Genomic DNA, 22,650 nt, shown 5'->3' with positions numbered 1-22,650 from the left:
CCCGCGGGGGGGCCTTGTTGTGTCCGTCGTTCCCCCCCGGGGGGGGGGGGGCCCCCCCCCGCCCCCCCCCCACCACCGGCGTATCCCCTTACGGTCGTGCCGCTGTGAGTCGACGTGCCGACGGAGGCCGTCCACAAGGGAGATCGGGGGTGCGCCCGTGCGAATCGGATTCCTCACCGACGGTGGCTGTCCGTGCGCGACTGGTGAGTCCGGGCTCTGGTGCGACCGCCTGGTGCGCGGGCTCGCTCCGCACGAGTTCGCTCTCTTCGTGCTCCACCGCGCGGTCGACCAGGAGGAATGGGCTCGGGAGCCGTTCCCTGCGAACGTCCGACAGGTACGGACGGCTCCGCTCTGGACGCCCGACGAGGACTCCCTGGGCAGGCGCACCTCCAGCTCGCTGCTCAGCCGGATGACGACGGGTCGGCGCGGACGCGCGTACGGACGGCGTGAACGGCGGCGCTTCGCGGCGCATTTCACGGCGCTCGCCACCTCGATCTGCGCGGCGCGCGCGCTGGACGTCGAGGAGCGCGTGCTCGGCGGTGCGCCGGGCGGGGCCGGCGGCCCTGGGGGTGTGAGCGCGGGAGCGGGCGCGAGCGGGTGCGCGCACGCGTACGCCGGTGCCATGGACGAGGGCTTCGCCGAAGGGCTGTACGGGCTCGCCGAACTGGCCCGCGAACACGGCGGTCTGCCCGCGGCCCTCCGCTCCGAAACGGCGCTGCGCGTACTCGAAGCCGCCTGCCGTGCCCCGGGCAGCGGGAGCACTGTCCGGACCGCCGTCGTCGCCGACCTCCTCGACCTCGCCCGAGAGATCGAGGAACTGCTGCGCCCTCTCTCGCTCGACTGGTACGACGACCTGGGCCTCGGCGCGGTCGACCTCTGTCATGCCGCGGCCGGCGGTGTCACGGCGCTCCCGGGACTGCTGGCCAAGCGCTTCTTCGGCGTGCCCCTGCTGGTCACCGAACACGGCGCGCGGCTGCGGGCGCACTACCTCGCCACAGCCCGAACACCCCTGAGCGCGCCGGTGCGCGCCGTGCTCGCGGGCTTCCACCGACGGTTCGCCGCCGAGGTGTACCGGCAGGCCGCACTCATCACCCCCGGCGACACCCACGCCCGACGCTGGCAGGAGCGATGCGGTGCCGGACGCGAGAAGCTGCGCACCGTCCACCCCGGTCTGGACCCCGCCCGGTTCGCGGCGCTGGGGGAGAGCGGTGACGGCGGTCCCGACGACACGCTCGTCTGGGTCGGCCGCGTCGAACCCGCCAAGGACCTGGTGACATTGCTGCACGCCTTCACGGAGGTACGGAAGGCCGAGCCGGGCGCCCGGTTGCGGATCGTCGGCGCGGTGGCGCCGGGACCGGAGGGCGCCGACCATCTCGCGCGGTGCCGGGCGCTGGCCGGCCGGCTCTTCCCGGACGAGGCGGCGGACACGCACGCCGTCGACGGCGGCCCGGTCTCCTTCCACGAACTCGGCGGGGCCGAGGTGCCGGACGTCGTGGACGCCTACGCCGCCGGCGGGGTCGTCGTCCTGTCCAGCATCGTCGAGGACTTCCCCGACACCCTCGTCGAGGCGATGTTCTGCGGGCGGGCCACGGTGTCGACGGACGTCGGCGCGGTGGTCGAGGTCGTCGGCGGTACAGGACTCGTCGTGCCCCCGTGCAACCCCAAGGCGCTTGCCGACGCCTGTCTGGCGCTGCTGCGCGACCCCGAGCGCCGTGCACGGCTCGGTGCGGCGGCGCGCGCGAGGGCGCTCGAACTCTTCACCGTCGAACAGAATCTCGCCGCGTTTCGCGGCATCTATCTGGAGCTGATCTCGCGCGTCCCGGGGCGCGGGGAGGACGAGACGGTGGCCGCCGACGGTCGGCCGCGCCCGTTCGCCACCCCGCCCGAGGCGCATGTCCCGGGCCCGTGGACGGCCTCGGGGGCGCTCGCCTCGGGGGCGCTCCACGCGGAGCCCGTCGGCCGTACGCCCGGCTGGGCCTTCGGGCCCCGGACCGTCTGCGTGGGAGCACGGGGAGCGGGTGACGGCGATGCGTGAACGAGGAACGGGCCGGCGGAACCGCGGCGGCGAGCAGAACCGCGGCAGCGGGCCGGTGCGGGACGCCCCAGTGGGCGACGATCACGGAGGAGAGACGATGAGCCGCCCGATCGACCGGATCGAGGTGTCCGGCGCAGCCGCCGAATCCGCCATCGGGTCCGCCGCTGGATCCGCCACCGGTTCCGGCGTGGGGTCGGCCACCGGTTCCGGCGTGGGGTCGGCCACCGGTTCCGGCGTGGGGTCCGTCGCGGGCGGAAGCCGGGACCTCCGCTCGGGGGAGACGGCTGCCGGCCCTGCGCCAGGAACAGATCGGGGCCGCGCTGCCCCGTTACGAGTCGCCGCCTCCGCGTCACGGACGACCGGTCGGCACACCGCGGGAGTCGGGACCGACGCGTCGCGCGCCCCGGAGATCGCCCACCCCGTCCCGGCGCACCCGCGCGCCGTCGTGCGCCGGGGTTCCGCCGACCCGGTCGGAGGTTCCGCCGATCCGGTGAAGGCGTTGATGCACCGCCACCGAGCCCTGTGTCAAAGGGCCGTGGACCCGTTGGAGATCGCCGCCGGGCTCGAAACCCACGGCGTGACCGACCGGGTTGCCGCCCGCTACCGGCACCGGGACGTCTTCTCGCTCGCCGAGGAACTCTTCGCCCGGGTGCCCGCCGTCGCGGAGGACCCCGCGACCGCGCGTCGCGCGCCGGCGCGCGACATCGCGACGCGTGCTGCCTGGACGCTCCGCGCGCTCGTGCCCGGCCTCGCCTGCGTGGCCACGCTCGGCGCGCTGAGGCTGACCGAGGGAGTGCTCGACGGCCGGGGACGGCTCGCGATCGGCCTCGCCGGAACGCTCCTCGTGGTCATCGGTCTCGCTCTCGCCCTGCGCGTAGGCCCCCTGCGGGTGGTGGGCGGGTCCACGGCCGCCGCCCGTGTGTACGGCTGCTGGCTGCTCGGCTTCGCCCTGTACGGCGACGCCCTGCTCCACCAGGTGCTCAGCGGTGGCCCGGAAGGCCCGTGGACGCTCACCCCGGCACCCCTGGCGGGGCTGGCCCTCTCCGTCGCCCCGGCCGCCTGGTGCGCGCACCTCTTCTCCGCACGCGCACACCGCGCCCTCGCGGTCAGCCGGACGCGGAAGCAGTTCTCCGCGGGCGTGCGCCCCCTGCTGTTCGGCGCCGTCGCGCTCCACCTCTGCGTTCTCGCCGCGCTGCTCCACCTCGCGTACCTGGGATTCGGCGGCGGCGCGTTCGCCGGGGCGGCCGCGCTCGGGGCGCTGCTCCTGGCGGCCCGGCTGCTGACCGTGCACGGCCACCCCGAACCCGCCACGGCCGCGCTGGCCGCCGCCTGCGCCGTCGAGCTCCTGGCGCCCGCCCTGATCATGACCGGGCGCCTGCCCGGTCTGCACGCCCTCGCCCGTCCCGTCGACGTCCTGGTCGCCACCGCCGGCACCGGGGCCGTACCCGCCCTCGCCTGCGGCACGGCCGCGCTCGCGCTGCTGATCACCGCAGCCGTCGTCCTTCCCCGGGCCTCCGCCCACGCCATCGACCGGCCGGACGCCACGGAAGCCCTGGACGCCACGGAAGCCCTGGACGCCACGGAAGCCCTGGACACCACGCATGCCATGGCGCGACCGGACGACTCGGCCCATGCCGCGGACCGGCCGGACGACTCGGGGCATGCGACGGACCGGCCGGACGGCTCGGCCCGGGTCGCCGATGGGGCCTGAGCCGCCGATGGGGCCTGCGCCGCCGATGGGCCGGGCGGCGACTCGGCCCGACCCATCGTCTAACCGAAGCTTCCGGCCCGCTCCCGCGGCGCCGGGCCACGAACCACCCCCCACATACGAACCACTGGACCACGCGCATGCCCCGCGGAGCCGACGCCGCGGGTCCCGCGCCCCAACCCGTTCCACTTCCCGAAGGAGACACCGGACATGACCCCCCAAACCCCCGCACCGGCAGCCGGCCGTCGGCACCGAGGGGGCGCACGATGAGGGTGCTGCTGCTCGGAGCCAACGGATTCCTCGGCCGGTTCGTCGCCGACCGGCTGCTCGCCGATCCCGCCGTGCACCTCACGGCGCTGGGCCGCGGCGACGACGCCGACGTACGGTTCGACCTCGCCACCGGCAGTCCCGGGGCGCTGACCCGCTTCCTGGACGCCGTCCACCCCGGAGTCGTCGTCAACTGCGCCGGCGCCACCCGCGGCGGAGCGCGCGACCTGACCCGGCACAACACCGTCGCCGTCGCCACCGTCTGCGAGGCGATGCGGCGCAGCGGCTGTACGGCCAGGCTCGTCCAGCTCGGCTGTGCCTCGGAGTACGGGCCCTCGCAGCCCGGTTCGTCGACCGCGGAGGACGCGCTCCCGCGCCCCGGCGGCCCGTACGGCGTCAGCAAGCTCGCCGCCACTGAACTCGTGCTCGGTTCCGGCCTCGACGCGGTCGTGCTGCGGATCTTCTCCCCGGTCGGTCCCGGCACCCCGGCCGGTTCCCCGCTCGGCAGGCTCGCCGAGGCGATGCGCCGGGCCATGCAGTCCGGCGACGGCGAACTGAAGCTCAGCGGCCTCGGCGTGCAGCGCGACTTCGTCGACGTGCGCGACGTCGCGCGCGCCGTGCACGCCGCCTCGCTCTCCGCCGCCCAGGGGGTCGTCAACATCGGTACCGGCCGTGCCGTGCGCCTCCGGGACGCCGCCGCCGTCCTGGCCAGGGTCGCCGGGTACGGGGGCGCACTCCACGAACTGGACGCCCCCCCGCCCCGGCTGCCCATCGGCGCCCCGCGCACCTCCAGCGAGTCGCTCATCGAGCACCTCTCGGCGACCCCGTCCCCCTATCCGGACGGCTGCGGCGCCTGGCAGCAGGCCGACGTCCGCACCGCCAGGGACCGGCTCGGCTGGCGCCCCCGGATCAATCTGGAGGAGTCCCTCGCCGACATCTGGATGGAGGCGGCGTGCCGTATCTGACCTCGGTCGGCACCGCCCGCAGGACCGGTGGTGCCACGCCGCTCGGCTTCGGCGTACCCGGGTACGCGCACCCGCTGCTCGCCCCCACGGAGTGGGCCGAACTCACCCGCCCCGGCACCCCGCTGCACTGGGCCGTCCTCAACGTCGACGACGGCCCCGGCGCCCGGCCCGATCCGCACTGCCTGGAGGCGGCGGGCCGCCTGCGCAACGCGCGGGAGCGCGCGCTGCACGGCGACGCCCCGCACGACTCCGTACGCGCGGCGGGCGGCCGGCTGCTCGGTCACCTCGACCTGGCCTTCGGCAGCCGCCCCTTCGGGGACCTGATGGCCGACGCACAGTCCTTCCTGAGCTGGTACCGCGTCGACGGCTTCTACCTCGGCCGGTGCCCGTCCGAGCGGGCCGAACTCCCGGCCGTCCGCCGCCTCACCAGTACCCTCGCCACCCTTCTGGAACACGGCGGGGCCGGTGACGGGACGGGAAGCGGCCGGCCCGGCGACGGGGCGTACGGGGAAGGAGCCGGGGGTGGCGGAGGCACCGGGCACGGCACGTACGGCCGAGGCGGCGGGCCGCTGGTGCTGGGCATCGGCACGCATCCGCATCCCGGCTACGCCGAGGCCGCCGACCAGTTGGTGACCTTCTCCGGGCCGTGGACGGACTACCGCTGGTCCCAGGTGGCGGAGTGGACCGCCGACTACCCACCCGAGCGGTTCGCGCACTTCGTCCACGGTGTTCCGCGCACCCACCTCGACGAGGCCATGCGCATCGCGCGCTGGCAGGGCGCGGGCACGATCTTTTTCACGGACCGAGACGGTCAACACGGGCAGAATGACCCATTTGTGGCGCTGCCCAGTTACTGGGACGAAATCGTCTCGCGGATCGGACCGGGTAACTCGGAATGAGAAAGGGCGTGGCAGTGTTACGGGAAGAACAACCGTACGCAGATGAAGTACGTAGAAACCGACCACCTGCATTGTTGAGGTCCCTGTGTCGCTGCCACCCCTGGTCGAGCCAGCTGCTGAGCTCACCGTCGACGAGGTCCGCAGGTACTCCCGCCACCTGATCATCCCGGATGTCGGGATGGACGGGCAGAAGCGGCTGAAGAACGCGAAGGTGCTGTGCGTCGGGGCCGGCGGTCTCGGTTCCCCGGCCCTGATGTACCTGGCCGCCGCCGGTGTCGGCACGCTCGGCATCGTGGAGTTCGACGAGGTCGACGAGTCGAACCTGCAGCGCCAGATCATCCACAGTCAGTCCGACATCGGCCGTCCCAAGGCCGAGTCCGCCAGGGACTCGGTGCTCGGCATCAACCCGTACGTGAACGTGGTGCTGCACGAGGGGCGGCTCGAGGCCGACAACGTGCTGGAGATCTTCGCGCAGTACGACCTGATCGTGGACGGCACGGACAACTTCGCCACCCGCTATCTGGTCAACGACGCGGCGGTGCTGCTGAACAAGCCGTACATCTGGGGCTCGATCTACCGGTTCGACGGTCAGGCGTCCGTGTTCTGGTCCGAGCACGGCCCCTGCTACCGCTGCCTCTACCCGGAGCCGCCCCCGCCGGGCATGGTCCCCTCCTGCGCCGAGGGCGGTGTGCTCGGGGTGCTCTGCGCCTCGGTCGGTTCCATCCAGGTCACGGAGGCCATCAAGCTGCTCGCCGGCATCGGTGACCCGCTGGTCGGCCGGTTGATGATCTACGACGCCCTGGAGATGCAGTACCGCCAGGTCAAGGTCCGCAAGGACCCCGACTGCGCGGTCTGCGGCAAGAACCCCACGGTCACCGAGCTCATCGACTACGAGGCGTTCTGCGGCGTCGTGTCGGAGGAGGCCCAGGAGGCGGCGGCCGGTTCCACGATCACTCCCAAGCAGCTCAAGGAGTGGATCGACGCGGACGAGAAGATCGAGATCATCGACGTCCGCGAGCCCAACGAGTTCGAGATCGTCTCGATCCCGGGCGCCCGGCTGATCCCGAAGAACGAGTTCCTGATGGGCAACGCCCTCCAGGACCTCCCGCAGGACAAGCGCATCGTCCTGCACTGCAAGACGGGTGTCCGCAGCGCCGAGGTCCTCGCGGTCCTCAAGTCGGCGGGCTTCGCCGACGCGGTGCATGTGGGCGGCGGCGTGATCGGCTGGGTCAACCAGATCGAGCCCGAGAAGCCGGTGTACTGAGCACCAAGCACCAAGCACCAAGCACCAAGCGCGAGGCACGAAGCACGGCGCACGAAGCCGAATGCTCCGGAGGGGCCGTCCGCATGTCGCGGATCGGCCCCTTCCGCGTACCCGGCTGCCGCGGTACCCGAATCCCGGGGTTCTCTCGCACCCCGCCGCCCAGTCAGGAACAGGTCGTGCCGTCCGCCGGGACCTTCCCGTCGAGGAAGTACGCGTCCACGGTCGATGTCACGCACGCGCTCCTGCCGTACGAGCCGTGTCCCTCGCCCTTGTTGGTGACCAGGACGCCGACACCGTCGCCGAGCGCGTCCGCCATCTTCCGCGCGCCCTCGTAGGGCGTGGCCGGGTCACCGGTCGTACCGACGACCAGCACCGGGGCGGCGCCCGGAGCGCTCACCTCCGGGTGGTCGTGCTCGCCCGCCACCGGCCACCGCGCGCACCAGCCGGCGGTGTCCCACGCCAGGAAGGGGCCGAACACCGGGGAGAGCTTCCGGAACTCCGGCAGCAGGGCCCTCGCCTCGGCCACCGTCGGCCGGGGCCTGCTGTCGGCGCAGGAGACGGCGCGCTGCGCATGGCTCTGGGTGTCGTAGTGCCCGTTCTCGGCACGGCCGTTGTAGGAGTCGGCCAGCTGGAGCAGCAAGGTGCCCCGGTCACGCTTCTCCGCCTCGTCCAGCGCCCGGGTCAGGTAGGGCCAGCTGCTCTCGGAGTACAGCGGCGTGACGATGCCGGTGACGGCCAGCGACTCGGTGAGCTCGCGCCCGGAGTCGGTGGGCAGCGGCTTTTGGTCGATGTGTTCCAGCAGCCGGGCGATGCGCCGCGTCCCGGTCTTCGGGTCCTGGCCGCGGTCCTTGAAGTAGTTCTCCAACGCCCGCTGGAAGCCGGTCGCCTGGTTGCGGGCGTGCCCGACCGGGTCGGCGGTCGGGTCGACGACGGCGTCCAGCACGGTGCGTCCGACCTTCGCGGGGAAGAGGTGGGCGTATGTGCCGCCCAGTTCGGTGCCGTAGGAGATGCCGAAGTAGGTGAGCTTCTCGTCGCCGAGCACCTGCCGGATCAGGTCCATGTCGCGGGCGGCGTTCGACGTGCCGACGTACGGCAGGACCTTGCCGGAGCGGTGCGCGCAGCCCGCACTGAAATCCGTCGCGTCCTTCATGAACGCGGCCTTCTCCGTCGCCGTGTCCGGGGTCAGGTCGACGTTCTGGAGGGCGCTCTCCTGCTTCTTGTCGGTGCGGCAGACGACACCGGCGCTGCGCGCGACCCCGCGGGGGTCGAAACTCACCAGGTCGTAGCGGGAGTTGAGCTTTCCGTACCCGTACGACTCGGCGGCGCGCGGCAGTATCGAGACCCCGGAACCCCCGGGGCCGCCGAAGTTGAAGAGCATCGAGCCGAGACGACGGTCCTTGTCCCGGGCCTTCTTGCGGATCAACGCGATCCCGATCGTGTCGCCGTCCGGTCTCGCGTAGTCGAGCGGTACGTCCACGAGCGCGCAGCGCCAGTCGCCGCCGGGCGCGCTGCCGCCCTCGGGGGCCGTGCAGTGCTTCCAGTCCGGCCGCTGCGAGGTGAGGGCGGCGGGCAGGACGGGCGGGGGCGACGGGGTGCTCGGCGTGGCGGAGGACGCTCCGGGCGGTGCGGCGGAGGACGGCGCGGACGCGGCGCCGCGGTCCGTCCCCTCGGCCGCTTTGCCGTCCTCGCTGGTGCCGCAGCCCCCGAGCAGCCCTGCCAGCAGCAGCACGGCCCCGGCCGGCGCCCCGGCCCGTACGTGTCCGACCACGATTTCGCCCTCCCCTGTGTGCCGCGTTCCGTGCGTGCCCCGCCCGTGTTCGGGGGTGCGTCCGTGGCACGAACACCGTACGGGAAGGGGTCCGACAGGCCGTTCGACGGCAGCGGTCGGGGAACGGGCGGACGCACGACGGCGGCCGGAGGCCGGTCGGACGACGGAGGACAGGAGGAAGCGCGGCGGCGGGCGGGGCCGGGCGACGGGGAACGGGCGGACGCACCGCGGCGGGCGGAAGGGCGGCTACTTGCAGACGGTCCCGGCGGCGGGCACCTTGCCGTTCATCAGGTAGTCCCCGACGGCCTTCTGCACACAGACGTTGTTGCTGTTGTACGCGCCGTGCCCCTGTCCCTCGTACGTCATCTGCACGCCGACGCCCTTGCCCAGAGCGTTGGCCATGGCCCTTGAGCCCTGGTACGGGGTGGCCGGGTCGCCGGTGTTGCCGATGACGAGGATGGGGGGCGCGCCCGGGGCGCTGACGTCCGGGGTCCTCCAGGCGCCCGCCACCGGCCAGCCGGTGCAGCTCATCAGGCCCCAGCCCAGGTAGTCGCCGAAGATCGGCGAGGCGGCCCGGAACGACGGGAGTCTCGATTTCACCTGGTCGACCGTGAACCGCTGCTTGGAGTCGGCGCAACTGATGGCGGTGTTGGCGGACATCGAGTTGTCGTAACGGCCGTCCTGGGAGCGGCCGTTCAGCGAGTCGGCGAGGGCGAGGAGCAGTCCGCCGTTCCCGCCGTCGGCCTCGTCCACGCCCTGCTCCAGCAGGGGCCAGGTGGCCTTGGAGTAGAGGGACGCCGCGATGCCGGTGGTGGCCAGGGTCTGGGTGAGCTGCCGGGAGCCGAGTCCCGGGACGGGCTTCTTCTCCAGCTGGTCGAGCAGGTCGCCGATCCCCTGTTCGATCTCCTTCGCGTTGGAACCGGGCAGCTTGCAGGCGTCCCCGCGGGCCGCGCAGTCCTTGGTGAAGTTGTCCAGTGCGAGCTGGAACCCCTTGGCCTGGCCGAGCGAGGACTGCTCGGCGTCCCGGGTCGGGTCGACCACCGCGTCCAGCACCGCCCGGCCGACGTTCTTCGGGAACAGGTGGGCGTAGACGCCGCCCAGTTCGGTGCCGTAGGAGATGCCGAAGTAGTGGAGCTTCCGGTCGCCGAGCACCTGGCGCATCAGGTCCATGTCGCGGGCGGCGTCGGTGGTGCCGACGTAGGGGAGTTCCCTGCCGGAGTTCTTGTGGCAGGCCGCGGCGAACGTCTTGGTGTCCTTGATGAAGGCGTTGACCTCGGCGCTGGTGTCCGGGGTGCTGTCGGTCGCGTAGCGCGCGTCGAGCTGCCGGTCGCTCTCGCACGCCACCCCGGCGCTGCGGCCGACCCCGCGCGGGTCGAAGCTGACCAGGTCGTAGCGGGCGCGGAGCTTCTCGTACGTGGTGCCGAAGGCGGGCAGGATGGCGACGCCGGAGGCGCCGGGGCCGCCGAAGTTGAAGACGAGCGAGCCGATGCGCCGGGCCGGGGCCGCGGCCTTGGACCTGGCCCGGATGAGTGCCAGGTCGATCGTCCCGCCGTCGGGCCTGGCATAGTCGAGCGGCGCCTTCATGGAGGCGCACTCCCAGCGGGTGCCGTCGGGCAGCGGGGCAGGGGCCCTCCCGCCGCCCTGCGCCGCGGACGGGGCGGGGCACGGCTTCCACATCAGCTTCTGGGACCCGAGGCCGCCGGGGCCACCGGTCGACTCGGCGGCGTTCGCCGCGAGCGAGGGGTTGTTCCCGGGCCCGTCCGGGCCGCTGTCGTCACCGCTCCGGGAGCAGGCGGTGAGCGCAAGGGGCAGGAGCACGGTGGCCGTGGCGGCGAGAGCGGCGGTGCGCAGGGCGGGGGAGGTCCTCATGCTGCCCATCGTGCGGCGGGGGCGGGACCCGTGCACGGGACACCGGTCCAAGCGGGTGGCAGGCCCTCAGAGCGCGCCCTTGCGGGTCAGGTGGTTGAAGCAGAGCCAGCCCGGGAGTACCGGCAGCCACAGCGTCAGCAGCCGGTACAGCAGCACCGCCGGTGCCGCGACCTCCTTCGGCAGGCCGACCGCGATCAGCCCGAGGGTCAGCGCGGGCTCGACCGCACCCATGCCGCCTGGAGTGGGCGCCGCCGATCCCAGCGCGTTGCCGGCCAGGAAGACCACCGCGATGCTCGCGTAGCTGAGCGTCGGCACGTCCGGACCGCTGAACGCCCGGATCGACGCGTCCAGGCACATCACGAACGTCCCGGTCAGCAGCAGCATCCCGCCGATGCCGGTCAGCAGCTTCTGCGGCCGCTGCACCACGTCCAGCATGCGCGGCACCACCCCGGCGAACAGTGACCGCAGCCGGGTGACGACGAACTTCCGCAGGAACGGGACCGCCGTCACCACCAGCACCAGCACGGCGACCGTCAGCAGGCCGGCGATCACCGTCCTGGACGGGGTGAGCGAGGACGGCGTCTTCTCCGTGCCCGTCAGATATCCGAACGCGGCGAGCAGCAGGATGTGGCAGCCGAGGCCGAACAGCTGCGAGGCACCGACGCTCGCCACCGCGAGCCCCGGGCGCACCCCGGCCCGTTGCAGGAACCGCGTGTTCAACGCCACACCGCCGACCGCGGCCGGGGCGACGAGCTTCACGAAGGACCCGGCGACCTGCGCCAGCACGGTCCTCCCGAACCGCACCCGCTCCGGCACGAAGCCCAGCAGGCTCATCGCCGCGGCGACGTAGCTCAGGGCCGAGAAGCCGACCGCGGCCGCCACCCAGCCCCACTCCGCCTGCTCGACGACCGCGCCGAAGTCGGCCTGGGTCACCTGCGAGATGAGGAGGTACGCGGCGATCGCACCGGCGATGAAGCTGAGGAGGGTGCGCGGCTTGATGCGCTCCAGCCGGACCGGTTCGACCGGCGCCTGCGGCCGGATGCGCAGGACCTGTTGGCGCATCTGGGAGAGCAGGTCCTCCTCGCGCGCCCCCTCCAGCGCCTCGTCCACGGCCCGCTTCTCGGCCTGCTTCTGCACGCGCAGCGACTTGCGCTCGGCCTTGCGCCCGGTTCTGGCGTCGGTCCTCCGCCCGGCTGCCCGCTCGTCCTCGTGGCCGGGCGCGGCGGCGTACTCGTCGTGCGCGGTCTCCAGGGCCCTGGCGCGCTTGGCCGCGTCCGACGCCGCCAGCACCGCCTCGCGCTCGCGCTGCGAACGCTCCCGGGCGAGCCGCCGCAGCGTGGCCCGGGTGGAGCGGCTCAGCGCGATCGGCTGGAGCAGCGGCAGACAGTCCGCCACCGCGTCGGGCCCCAGGACCTCCAGCGCACCGGCGACCGCCCGCTCGGCGCCCACCCGCAGCCCCGTGGTGGTCAGCAGCTGGGCGACGTCCATCCGCAGGACCAGATCCCCGGCCGCGATCTCGCCGCCGCGCAGATCGGTCACGAACACCGTGCCGGCACCATCCACCAGGATGGCGTCGCCCGTGAGCCTGCGGTGCGCGATCCGTCGCGACTGGAGCGCCCTCACCTGCCGCCAGGCGCCGCGCAGCAGCTCGTCGGTGATCTCCGAGTCCTCCAGCGCGTCCAGGGAACGGCCGCCGATGTGCTCGTACACCAGCATCACGGCGTCGGGCCCGAGCTCGGAGGTGGCGATCAGCTTGGGCGCGTGGGCCCCGGCGGCGATCGCCGCGTACGCGAGCAGCGCCTCCTGCTCCAGCGCCTGACGCAGCGACTGGATCGAACGGTTCTGGGTGATGCCGCGCAGGGTGAGTCTGCGCCACACCCGGTAGTAGAAGCCCTGGGCCTGCTGCTCGCGGTCGACGACCGTCACGTCGAGCGGCGGTCCGTCCTCCAGAGTGACCAGATAACGGCGCCCCCGGTCGTTCTGGTCGCCGGAGTCGGGGGTGTCCTCGGCGCGCATCGCGGTGACCGGGTGGAAGCCGACCCGGCGCAGACCGGCCATCAGGTGCTGACCGGTCGGCCGCACGTTGGGCGAGCCGACCGCGTACAGCGTGCCGTACGCCACGGTCCAGCCGATCAGCACGGTGAGGACGATCGAGAACGGGGTGGTGAAGCCGCCCACCAGCATGGCGAACGCGTCGAGCAGCAGCACCACCCACAGCACGACGCGCCAGCGCGGCCGTCTCGCCATCCCGACGGCCGTCATGTACGCGATCACGGGAGCGAGATAGCCGTGCACGGGGTCGGTGAGCGCGTCCCCGGGCTGCGGTTGGGTCAGGGCGTCCTTGATGGTGCCGGGGGCGGACTCGGCCACCCAGAGGTCGGCGGCGAGCGTGACACCGTGCGCCAGTACGGCGGCGAGCACCCCGTCCGCGATCCGCAGCCCGTCGCGTTTGATCAGCCGCTCGATGGCGAAGACGACCGGAACGAGCAGGACGGCGATGCTGGAGACGAGCCCGGCGAGCTTGATCAGAGCATCGGGCGCCTGGCCGGTGCCCTTGGTGATGTCCTGTTCGAGCCCGGCGGTGGTGCCATGGGCGAACGCGGCAATCGCGAACAGGACGCTGATCGCCAGTACGCCGATGAGAAGCCGCATGAGGTCGGAGGGGCGGTGCACCCGGGCGGGGAGCAGCGGTTCGTCCCCCGAGACCCGCTCGGCCTGTTCCGCAGCGACGGTCGAGAGCGTCGAACCGGCCAGGCGTCCGGACGGCTCGGCGTCCCTGCCCGGCGTCTTCGGCGCGTCCGGTACCTGCGACATTTCCGGTACTTCCGGTACTTCCGGTGCTTCTGGTGTTTCCGGTACTGCTGGGGTTTCCGGTGCTCGTGACGCTTCCCGTGCTTCCGGCGATTCCGGGTGCGGTTCGGCGTCAGGGGCGTCCGCCGCCTTCGGTGGCTGCACGCCCTGCTCCTTCATTGCCTCTGAGTGTTCTTCGTGTTCTCGTATCACCGGTCACCGCCCGCACGATGGTGGCACGGCCCGGCGACAGAGAAGGGCATCAGGGTGTACCGCGCGGACACGCGAAGCGCAACATACGCTCCTTTGCCCTCGCGCGCACGCCTTGTGAGCGGGCGCACGCCGGTCGCGGCGGGCTGTCGGTGGCGTACGGCAGGATGGCTCGGATGAGCCAACACCGGACAGGTGCCGACGGAACGGGCACGGACGAAACGGGCACCGGGAGATCCCGTGGCGAAGGACCGGCCGCCGGAGGATCGCGTGACGAGGGATCGAGCGGCGCCGCGACGGGCGACGCTCGGCCGGCCGACGGGACCGCGGAGTACGCCGACCGGGCCCCGGACCATGCCGACCGGATCCCGGAGTACGCGGAGCGGGTGCTCGACGTCGCCGACCTGATCCCACCCGGCCGTGTCATGACGTACGGGGACATCGCCGAATGGCTGGGGGACGGCGGTCCCCGCCAGGTCGGCCGGGTCATGGCGCTGTACGGGGGCGCTGTGCCGTGGTGGCGTGTGGTGCGCGCCGACGGGGCGCTGCTGCCCGGCCACGAACTGCGCGCACTGGACCACTACCGCGAGGAGAACACCCCGCTGCGCGAGGCGCCGCGCGGCGCGGAGGGCCATCTGCCGCGCCTCGACATGAAGCGGGCGCGGTGGGACGGCGTCATCGGCGATGCCGACGCGGACCGGGAAGAGGACAGAAATGCTCACATCTGACAGCTTCGGCCATTCGGGGGCGCAACGGGCGTCGCCGGGCCCGTGCGATCCGTCCGACATCCGGCGGGAGACCCGCGCGGATGCCCGGAGAGACCGGCGGAACACGGAATGCGACGGGGCGTACGCCCGCGTACGTGACGTGCGACACGGTGGGGGTGTCGGCGGGGCGTGCGGCGGTGTGCGTGATGTGCGACACGGTTCGGCGGCCGACGGGCGGCGCCACCGCGCCCGCCGCGCGGACCGGCGCGCGTGATGCGACGCGCGAGGGGACGTGGGCCGGCGCGCGGGACGCAGTGGCGTGTGGTGCGACGCGTACCCGCGGGGCGAGGCCGATCGTGGTGCGTAACGTGACGAGTCGCGCAGTCGGCCCGCGCCGCTCCGCGCCCTCACTGGCGTAGCGTCGTCGGTCCGCGGCACGCGCCGCACCCTCGTCACCCGCACACCCACCCGCCCCCACCCGTACATCCACCAGGACCGGCGATCCACGTGAACTCCTCCACCACCCGACACAGTCCGCACCATGAGGTACGACAGCGGACCACGGGCGCGTTCCGACTGGTGCGCACCCCGCCGGGTCCCGTGGACCCCCCTCTTCTGGACGCGGCGCAGCGTGCGGTGGTTGACCACCCCGGAGGACCGCTCCTGGTGCTCGCCGGCCCCGGTACCGGCAAGACGACCACGCTCGTCGAGGCGGTCGCAGCCCGGGTGGCGAGCGGCCGCGACCCCGCCCGCATCCTGGTCCTCACCTTCAGCCGCAAGGCCGCCGTGGAACTGCGCGACCGGATGGCCGTCCGGATGGGGGCCGCCAGCAGTCCGCAGGCCACCACGTTCCACTCCTTCTGTTACGCCCTGGTCCGTGCACACCAGGACGCCGACCTCTTCGCCGAACCGATGCGGCTGCTCTCCGGCCCGGAGCAGGACGTCACCGTCCGAGAGCTGCTGGCGGGCCAGCTCGAACTGGAGAAGGACGGTTTCCCGCACATCCGCTGGCCCGACGAGCTGCGGGCCTGCCTGACCACGCGCGGCTTCGCGGACGAGGTGCGGGCGGTGCTCGCCCGCAGCCGTGAACTGGGCCTCGGCCCGGAAGCCCTGGCCGCCTTCGCCCGCCGCACCGGCCGGCCGGACTGGGGCGCGGCGGCCCGGTTCCTGGCCGAGTACCTGGACGTGCTGGACGCCCAGGGGGTGCTGGACTACGCGGAGCTGGTCCACCGGGCCGTGCTGCTCGCGGAGCGCCCCGAGGTGGCGGCGTGGCTGACGGAGCGGTACGACGCGGTGTTCGTCGACGAGTACCAGGACACGGACCCGGCACAGGTACGGCTGCTGCACGCGCTGGCTGGGAGCCGGGGGACCGGGAGCGGCCGGGGAAGGAGGCCCGGACACGGGGCCGCGGGCGGCCCGGAAGGCGGAGGCGGCCGGAGGGGCGGGAGCGGCCGGGACCTGATCGCCTTCGGTGACCCCGACCAGTCGATCTACGCGTTCCGGGGGGCCGATGTGAACGGCATCCTCGACTTCCCGGAGACGTTCCGCCGGGCGGACGGCACCCCGGCCCCGGTCGCCGTCCTCACCACCTCGCGCCGTTCCGGCGGCCGGTTGCTGGAGGCCACCCGGCTGCTCACCCGCCGGATGCCGCTGCCCCGGCTGCCCGTGGAGCAGGTCCGCGCCCACCGGGATCTCGCCGCAGTCCACGAGGGCGGCGAGGTGGAGGCGTACACCTACCCGACCGCCTCCACCGAGCTGGACAACATCGCCGATCTGCTGCGCCGGGCGCATCTGGAGGACGGCGTTCCGTGGAGCGAGATGGCGGTGCTCGTACGGGCCGGGGGCCGCACGATCCCCTCGCTCCGCCGGGCCCTGACCTCGGCCGGGGTTCCCCTGGAGGTCGACGGGGACGATCTCCCCCTGCGCCATGAACCGGCGGTCGCTCCCCTCCTGACCGCCCTGCGCGCGGTCGCCACGGCGGCACTGCTCCGGGGTGCGCCGGGCGCGGATGCCCGGGGCACGGATGCCTCGGGTGTGGCGCCGGCGGCCTCGGTGACGGCGGCGGTGTCAGGGACGCCAGAGGCGCCTGGTGTGTCAGAGACGTCAGGGGTGTCACAGGTGTCAGGGGCGACGGAGGCGCACGCGGCGTCTTCGACGCCGGAGCCATGCGAGATGCCAGGGGCGGCAGGGGCAGCAGAAGCACCGGAGGAACCGCAGGCGCTGGAGCAACCGGCGGCACCGGAGACACCGGCGGCACCAGAGGCACCGGCGGTACCGGAGGCACCGGCGGCACCAGAGGCACCGGCGGCACCAGAGGCACCGGCGGCACCAGAGGCACCGGCGGTGTCCTGGCTGGACACCGAGACCGCACTGTCCCTCCTTGCCTCCCCCCTTGGTTCCATGGACGCGGCCGACCTGCGCCGCCTCGGCCGGGCCCTGCGCGACGAGGAGCGGGCCGCCGGGAACCGCGTACCGCCCCCCTCCGGCGACCTGCTGGCCCGCGCTCTCGCCGAGCCCGAACGGCTTGTCACGCACGACCCGGCGTACGCCCGCGGAGCCCAGCGCCTCGGCGCGCTCCTGCGCAAGGCGCGCGAACTGCTCGAAGGCGGCGGTACGGCGGAGGAGGCGCTGTGGGAGCTGTGGGCGGGCACCCCGTGGCCGGCGCGCCTGGAACGCGCCGCGCTGCGCGGGGGAGCGGGCGGGCGCAACGCCGACCGTGACCTCGACGCCGTCTGCGCGCTCTTCGAGACCGCCGCCCGCGCCGAGGAACGCACCGGCGGGCGCGGCGCGCTCAACTTCCTGGAAGAGGTGGATGCCCAGGACATCGCCGCCGACACCCTTTCCCGGCGTGCTCTGCGCCCCGACGCCGTACGGCTGATGACCGCACACCGCTCCAAGGGCCTGCAGTGGCGCCTGGTCGTCGTCGCGAGCGTGCAGGAGGGGCTCTGGCCGGACCTGCGCCGCCGGGGCTCGCTGCTCGAAGCGGACCGGATCGGCCGCGACGGCCTGGCCGAGCCGCTCACCTCCGGCGCCCTGCTCGCCGAGGAACGCCGCCTCTTCTACGTCGCCGCGACCCGTGCCCGCGAACGCCTCGTCGTCACCGCGGTCGCAGCGCCCTCCGACGACGGCGACCAGCCGTCCCGCTTCCTCACGGAACTCGGTGTCGAACCGCGCGACGTCACCGGCCGCCCGCGCCGCCCCCTCTCCGTCGCCGCGCTCGTCGCCGAGCTCCGCGCCACCACCGTCGACCCGGACGCGTCGGAGGCCCTGCGCGAGGAAGCCGCCCGCCGCCTCGCCCGGCTCGCCGCGCTCTCCGACGACGAGGGCCGGCCCCTGGTGCCCGCGGCCCATCCGCACCGCTGGTGGGGCCTGAACGAGCCGACCCAGTCCACCGTCCCGCTCCGCGACCGGGACCGGCCCGTGGCCCTCTCCGGAAGCGCCCTGGACCAGCTCGCCAACACCTGTGCGCTCCAGTGGTTCCTCGGCCGCGAGGTCAAGGCGGACGCCCCGGCGACCGCGGCCCAGGGCTTCGGCAACGTCCTGCACGTGCTCGCCGACGAGGTCGCCTCCGGGCGCACCCCCGCCGACCTGGATGTCCTGATGGAACGGCTGGACTCGGTCTGGGACGGCCTCGCCTTCGACGCCCCCTGGAAGTCCCGGCAGGAGAAGGAGCAGGCCCGGATCGCCCTCGAACGCTTCCTGCGCTGGCACGTCATGGACCGCGCCGGACGCACCCATGCCGGGAGCGAGCACGACTTCGACGTGACCCTGGAGGCGGGGGAGTACCGGGTACGCATCCGCGGTTCCATGGACCGGGTCGAGCGGGACGCCGAGGGCCGGGCGTACGTCGTCGACTTCAAGACCGGCAAACAGTCGCCCACCAAGGACGAGGTCGCCCGTCACCCCCAGCTCGCCGTGTACCAGCTGGCCGTACGGGAAGGAGCGGTCGACGACGCCTTCGACGGCCACCGCCCCGAACCGGGCGGCGCCGAACTCGTGCAACTGCGTCAGTCCGCCCCGAAGAAGGAGGGTGGCGACACCCTGCCGAAGGTGCAGGCCCAGGAGCCGCTCTCCGGCGAGTGGGTGTCCGAACTGCTGGCCACGGCGGCGGGCCGGGTCCTGGACGAACGGTTCACCCCCACGACGGGCGGGCACTGCACGCACTGCGCCTTCCGCGCCTCGTGCAGCGCGCAGCCGGAGGGCCGCCACATCGTGGAATGACCGGCGTTGCTCGACGACGACCGGTCGGTGCTCGGAAACAACCAGCAGTGATCGACAACGATCGGGGTCGTCAGCGCTCTGCGACGACCAGGCACGGCTCGACCAGGGTCGGCACGGCTCGACCAGGCGCGCCGGGATCCGACTGGTTCCGACTGGTTCCGGTGGGGATCGAAGGGCTCGGCGCCGCACGTTGTCGGTGGGGCCGGTTAGCCTCGATCGGGTGTCCCCACGTATCACCGATCCCGAGCAGCTGAAGGAACTCCTGGGGATCCCGTTCACCCCGGAGCAGACGGCCTGCATCACCGCGCCGCCCGCCCCGCAGGTGATCGTCGCCGGAGCCGGGTCGGGGAAGACCACGGTGATGGCCGCGCGCGTGGTGTGGCTGGTGGGGACGGGACAGGTCGCTCCCGAGCAGGTCCTCGGGCTCACCTTCACCAACAAGGCGGCGGGCGAGCTCGCCGAACGCGTCCGCAAGGCCCTCGTGGCCGCCGGGGTCACCGACCCGGACGTCATCGATCCGGACGACCCGCCCGGCGAGCCGAGCATCTCCACGTACCACGCGTTCGCTGGCCGGCTTCTCACCGAACACGGACTGCGCATCGGGCTGGAGCCCACCACACGCCTCCTCGCCGACGCCACCCGCTATCAGCTCGCCGCTCGCGTACTGCGTGAGGCCCCCGGTCCGTATCCGGCTCTGACCAGGTCGTTCGCCACACTGGTCAGCGATCTGCTGGCCCTTGACGCCGAACTGGCCGAGCACCTCGTGCGGCCCGAGGAACTGGCGGAGTACGACACCGATCTGCTCCAGACGCTCGAAACGGCCCGGCTCACCAACGCCGAGCTGCGCAAGATCCCCGAGACCGCGCGGGCCCGCCGCGAGCTGCTGGACCTGACCCGGCGCTACCGCGAGGCCAAGAGGAGCCGCGACCTCCTCGACTTCGGCGACCAGATCGCGCTCTCCGCCGAACTGGCACTGACCCGCCCAGAGGTCGGGGCGATCCTGCGCGACGAGTTCCGGGTCGTGCTGCTCGACGAGTACCAGGACACCTCGGTCGCCCAACGGCTCCTGCTCTCCGCCCTCTTCGGCCGCGGACCGGACGCGGCGTCGGTGACCGCAGGGACAGGGACGACGCGGACCGCGCGGATGGAAGCGCCGGGGACCACATGGGCGGACGCGACGCCGACCGGCCACGGACGGACGGGGAACGGCCACCAGCAGACGGGGAACGGCCATGGGCAGACGGCGGACGCGACGCCGACCGGCCACGCGGTCACCGCCGTGGGCGACCCCTGTCAGGCGATCTACGGCTGGCGAGGCGCCTCCGTCGCCAACCTCGACGACTTCCCGCTCCACTTCCCGCACGCCGACGGCACCCCCGCCACCCGCTACTCCCTCAGCGAGAACCGCCGCAGCGGCGGTCGGCTCCTCCACCTCGCCAACGGCCTCGCCGCGCCCCTGCGCGCCATGCACGAGGGGGTCGAGGCCCTGCGCCCCGCCCCGGGGGCCGAGCGCGACGGCACCGTCCGCTGCGCCCTGCTCCGCACCCACGACGAGGAGATCGACTGGATCGCCGACTCCATCGCCCACCTCGTCAGGACCGACAAGCACCCCGGCGAGATCGCCGTCCTGTGCCGCACCGCGGGCGACTTCCCGGAGATCCACGCCGCGCTGGTGGCCCGTGACGTCCCGGTCGAGGTCGTCGGCCTCTCCGGGCTGCTCCACCTGCCCGAGGTCGCCGACCTCGTCGCGGTCTGCGAGGTCCTCCAGGACCCGGGGGCCAACGCCTCCCTGGTCCGGCTGCTCACCGGCCCCCGTTGGCGGATCGGCCCCCGGGACCTGGCCCTCCTCGGCCGTCGGGCCCGCCTCCTCGTGCACCGCGCGGGCCACGGCGACGAGGACGGCCCCGACCCCGACCGGCGCCTTGCCGAGGCCGTCGAAGGCACCGACCCGGCCGAAGTGATCTCGCTCGCCGATGCGCTGGACACCTTCCTCGAATCGGGCGGCGAGGCGGACGACGGGCTGCCGTTCTCCGCCGAGGCCCGCGTCCGCTTCGCCCACCTGGCCGCCGAACTGCGCGATCTGCGCCGCTCCCTGGCCGATCCCCTCATGGACGTGCTGCACCGGGTCCTCGCCACCACCGGCCTGGAGGTCGAGCTTTCCGCGTCGCCGCACGCGCTGGCCGCCCGCCGCCGCGAGACGCTGGCCAACTTCCTCGACGTGGCCGCCCGCTTCGCCGCCGTCGAGGGCGAGGCCACGCTCCTCGCCTTCCTGGGTTTCCTGCGCACCGCCGTCCAGTACGAGAAGGGCCTGGACAACGCCCTGCCGGGCGGCGAGAACACCGTCAAGGTCCTCACCGCGCACAAGTCCAAGGGCCTGGAGTGGGACGTCGTCGCGGTGCCAGGACTGGTCGCCGGTCAGTTCCCCAGCGGCCAGTCCCGCGACGCCTGGACGTCCCAGCCCCAGGTCCTGCCGCACGCCCTGCGCGGCGACACGGCCACGCTCCCCGCCCTCGACTCCCCGGACGCCAAGGGGCTCAAGGAGTTCAAGGAGGCGATGAAGGAGCATCAGCACACAGAGGAGCTCCGCCTGGGCTATGTGACCTTCACCAGGCCCCGATCGCTGCTGCTGGGTTCCGGCCACTGGTGGGGGCCGACCCAGAAGAAGCCGCGCGGCCCGTCCGCCTTCCTGCACGCGCTGTACGAGCACTGCGCGGCCGGACACGGCGAGATCGAGGCATGGGCCGACGAACCGGCCGAGGGCGAGAAGAACCCCGCGCTGGAGGAGAAGCAGGCCGACCGGGCATGGCCGCTGCCCCTCGACGACACCGCGCTGATCCGCCGCAGGGCCGCCGCCGAAACGGTCCTGGCGCATCTGGACGCCCTGACCGCGACGGAGGCCGGCCCGGACGCGTACGGGACGCGGGCCACCGCCCCGGATCCGTACGACGACCCGTACGGGAACGCCTCCTTCCCCGCCGACGAGCCGTATCCGGACGAGACGTCTCCGGAGGAGGCGTACCCCGACGAGGCATATCCGGACGAGATATACCCCGACGGGGCCGAGGACCGGGCCGACGACTGGGACGCCCTGTCGACGGAGCGCCCGCCCGCACCGGCCTCCGCACCCGCCTCCGCTCCGGGCACCGCCACCTCCGTCCCGGCGGCCCGTGTCCCCGAGCACGCCGAGGAGGCCCCCCGTCCTCCCGAACCACGCCGCACCCCCGGGACGCACCGCCTCACCCCGGAGGAGACCCGCGTGCTGGCCTCCTGGGACCGCGACCTCGACGCCCTCACCGGCGAACTGCGCCGCGCCCGCGCCACCGTGCGCGACGTCCTCGTACCCCCCGCGCTCTCCGCCACCCAACTGCTGAAGCTCGCGGACGACCCCGACGGCTTCGCACGGGAGCTGGCCCGCCCCATGCCGAGGCCACCACAGCCCGCGGCCCGCAGGGGCACCCGATTCCACGCCTGGGTGGAGTCCCGCTTCGAGGAGCTTCCCCTGCCCATGCTCGGCCCGGACGAGCTGCCCGGCGGCGACGAGAGCGAGGCCGAGATCGCCGACGAGCGGGATCTCGCCGCGCTCAAGGAGGCGTTCGAGCGCACCCCGTACGCCCGCCGAACTCCCCACCGGGTGGAGACCCCGTTCCAGATCACCCTCGCGGGCCGGGTGATCAGGGGTCGGATCGACGCCGTCTACCGCACCGGGGAGGACACGTACGAGATCGTCGACTGGAAGACCACCCGCACCCGCACCGCCGACCCCCTCCAGCTCGCGATCTACCGCCTGGCCTGGGCCGAACTGCACGATCTGCCCCTCACCGCCGTCACGGCCACGTTCCTGTACGTGCGCAGCGGCGAGACCGTACGGCCCGCCCGGCTCCCGGGCCGGGCGGAACTGGAGCGGATCCTGCTGGACGAGCCACCTCCCGACGGCCGATAGGCTCGAC

The 22,650-nt window shown here is 73.4% G+C and carries 11 protein-coding genes; 8 read left to right on the top strand and 3 right to left on the bottom strand.

Annotation, left to right across the window (positions count from 1 at the left end):
• Nucleotides 1–157 precede the first annotated feature (157 nt).
• The 5 genes from ACFYY6_RS06120 to moeZ all read left to right on the top strand — a co-directional run bounded on the left by ACFYY6_RS06120 (nt 158) and on the right by moeZ (nt 7,138).
• Complete coding sequence (locus ACFYY6_RS06120; protein WP_389191832.1) at nt 158–2,035, top strand: glycosyltransferase; 1,878 nt, start codon at nt 158–160, stop codon at nt 2,033–2,035.
• A gap of 97 nt (nt 2,036–2,132) precedes the next feature.
• Nucleotides 2,133–3,746, top strand: a complete 1,614-nt coding sequence (locus ACFYY6_RS06115) for a hypothetical protein (RefSeq protein WP_389191829.1) — start codon at nt 2,133–2,135, stop codon at nt 3,744–3,746.
• Between the two features lie 263 nt (nt 3,747–4,009).
• Entirely contained in the window at nt 4,010–4,975 is a 966-nt protein-coding gene (locus ACFYY6_RS06110) for an NAD-dependent epimerase/dehydratase (protein ID WP_351524269.1), read from the top strand.
• On the top strand, nt 4,963–5,874 hold the full coding sequence (locus ACFYY6_RS06105; protein WP_351634795.1) for a spherulation-specific family 4 protein: 912 nt from the start codon (nt 4,963–4,965) through the stop codon (nt 5,872–5,874). Before ACFYY6_RS06110 ends, ACFYY6_RS06105 begins: the two co-directional genes overlap by 13 nt.
• A gap of 85 nt (nt 5,875–5,959) precedes the next feature.
• Complete coding sequence (gene moeZ, locus ACFYY6_RS06100; RefSeq protein WP_351524267.1) at nt 5,960–7,138, top strand: adenylyltransferase/sulfurtransferase MoeZ; 1,179 nt, start codon at nt 5,960–5,962, stop codon at nt 7,136–7,138.
• Between the two features lie 163 nt (nt 7,139–7,301).
• Here moeZ and ACFYY6_RS06095 read toward each other — a convergent pair whose 3' ends face one another.
• The 3 genes from ACFYY6_RS06095 to ACFYY6_RS06085 form a co-directional block, all read right to left on the bottom strand.
• Nucleotides 7,302–8,906 carry an alpha/beta hydrolase gene (locus ACFYY6_RS06095; protein WP_351524266.1) on the bottom strand — a complete coding sequence of 535 codons (1,605 nt, stop codon included), beginning with the start codon at nt 8,904–8,906 and terminating at the stop codon, nt 7,302–7,304.
• 246 nt (nt 8,907–9,152) lie between these two features.
• Nucleotides 9,153–10,775 (bottom strand): alpha/beta hydrolase, encoded by a 1,623-nt coding sequence (locus tag ACFYY6_RS06090; protein ID WP_351524265.1) that lies wholly within the window; start codon nt 10,773–10,775, stop codon nt 9,153–9,155.
• Between the two features lie 66 nt (nt 10,776–10,841).
• Nucleotides 10,842–13,730 (bottom strand): lysylphosphatidylglycerol synthase domain-containing protein, encoded by a 2,889-nt coding sequence (locus tag ACFYY6_RS06085; RefSeq protein WP_351524264.1) that lies wholly within the window; start codon nt 13,728–13,730, stop codon nt 10,842–10,844.
• Between the two features lie 410 nt (nt 13,731–14,140).
• On the opposite strand from ACFYY6_RS06085, the gene ACFYY6_RS06080 reads away from it, so the two are divergent.
• The 3 genes from ACFYY6_RS06080 (at nt 14,141) to ACFYY6_RS06070 (ending at nt 22,643) form a co-directional block, all read left to right on the top strand.
• Nucleotides 14,141–14,503 (top strand): MGMT family protein, encoded by a 363-nt coding sequence (locus ACFYY6_RS06080; RefSeq protein ID WP_389191848.1) that lies wholly within the window; start codon nt 14,141–14,143, stop codon nt 14,501–14,503.
• Between the two features lie 486 nt (nt 14,504–14,989).
• Nucleotides 14,990–18,703, top strand: coding sequence for an ATP-dependent helicase (locus ACFYY6_RS06075; RefSeq protein WP_388648252.1), 3,714 nt, complete (start codon nt 14,990–14,992; stop codon nt 18,701–18,703).
• Nucleotides 18,704–18,923: 220 nt separating this feature from the next.
• Nucleotides 18,924–22,643 (top strand): ATP-dependent DNA helicase, encoded by a 3,720-nt coding sequence (locus ACFYY6_RS06070; protein WP_351524262.1) that lies wholly within the window; start codon nt 18,924–18,926, stop codon nt 22,641–22,643.
• Nucleotides 22,644–22,650: the final 7 nt, after the last annotated feature.

The organism is Streptomyces sp. NPDC001750 (assembly GCF_042892615.1).
GTDB lineage: Bacteria > Actinomycetota > Actinomycetes > Streptomycetales > Streptomycetaceae > Streptomyces.
The sequence above is the reverse complement of the archived record's forward strand: the minus strand, read 5'-3'. Positions and strand labels throughout refer to the sequence as shown.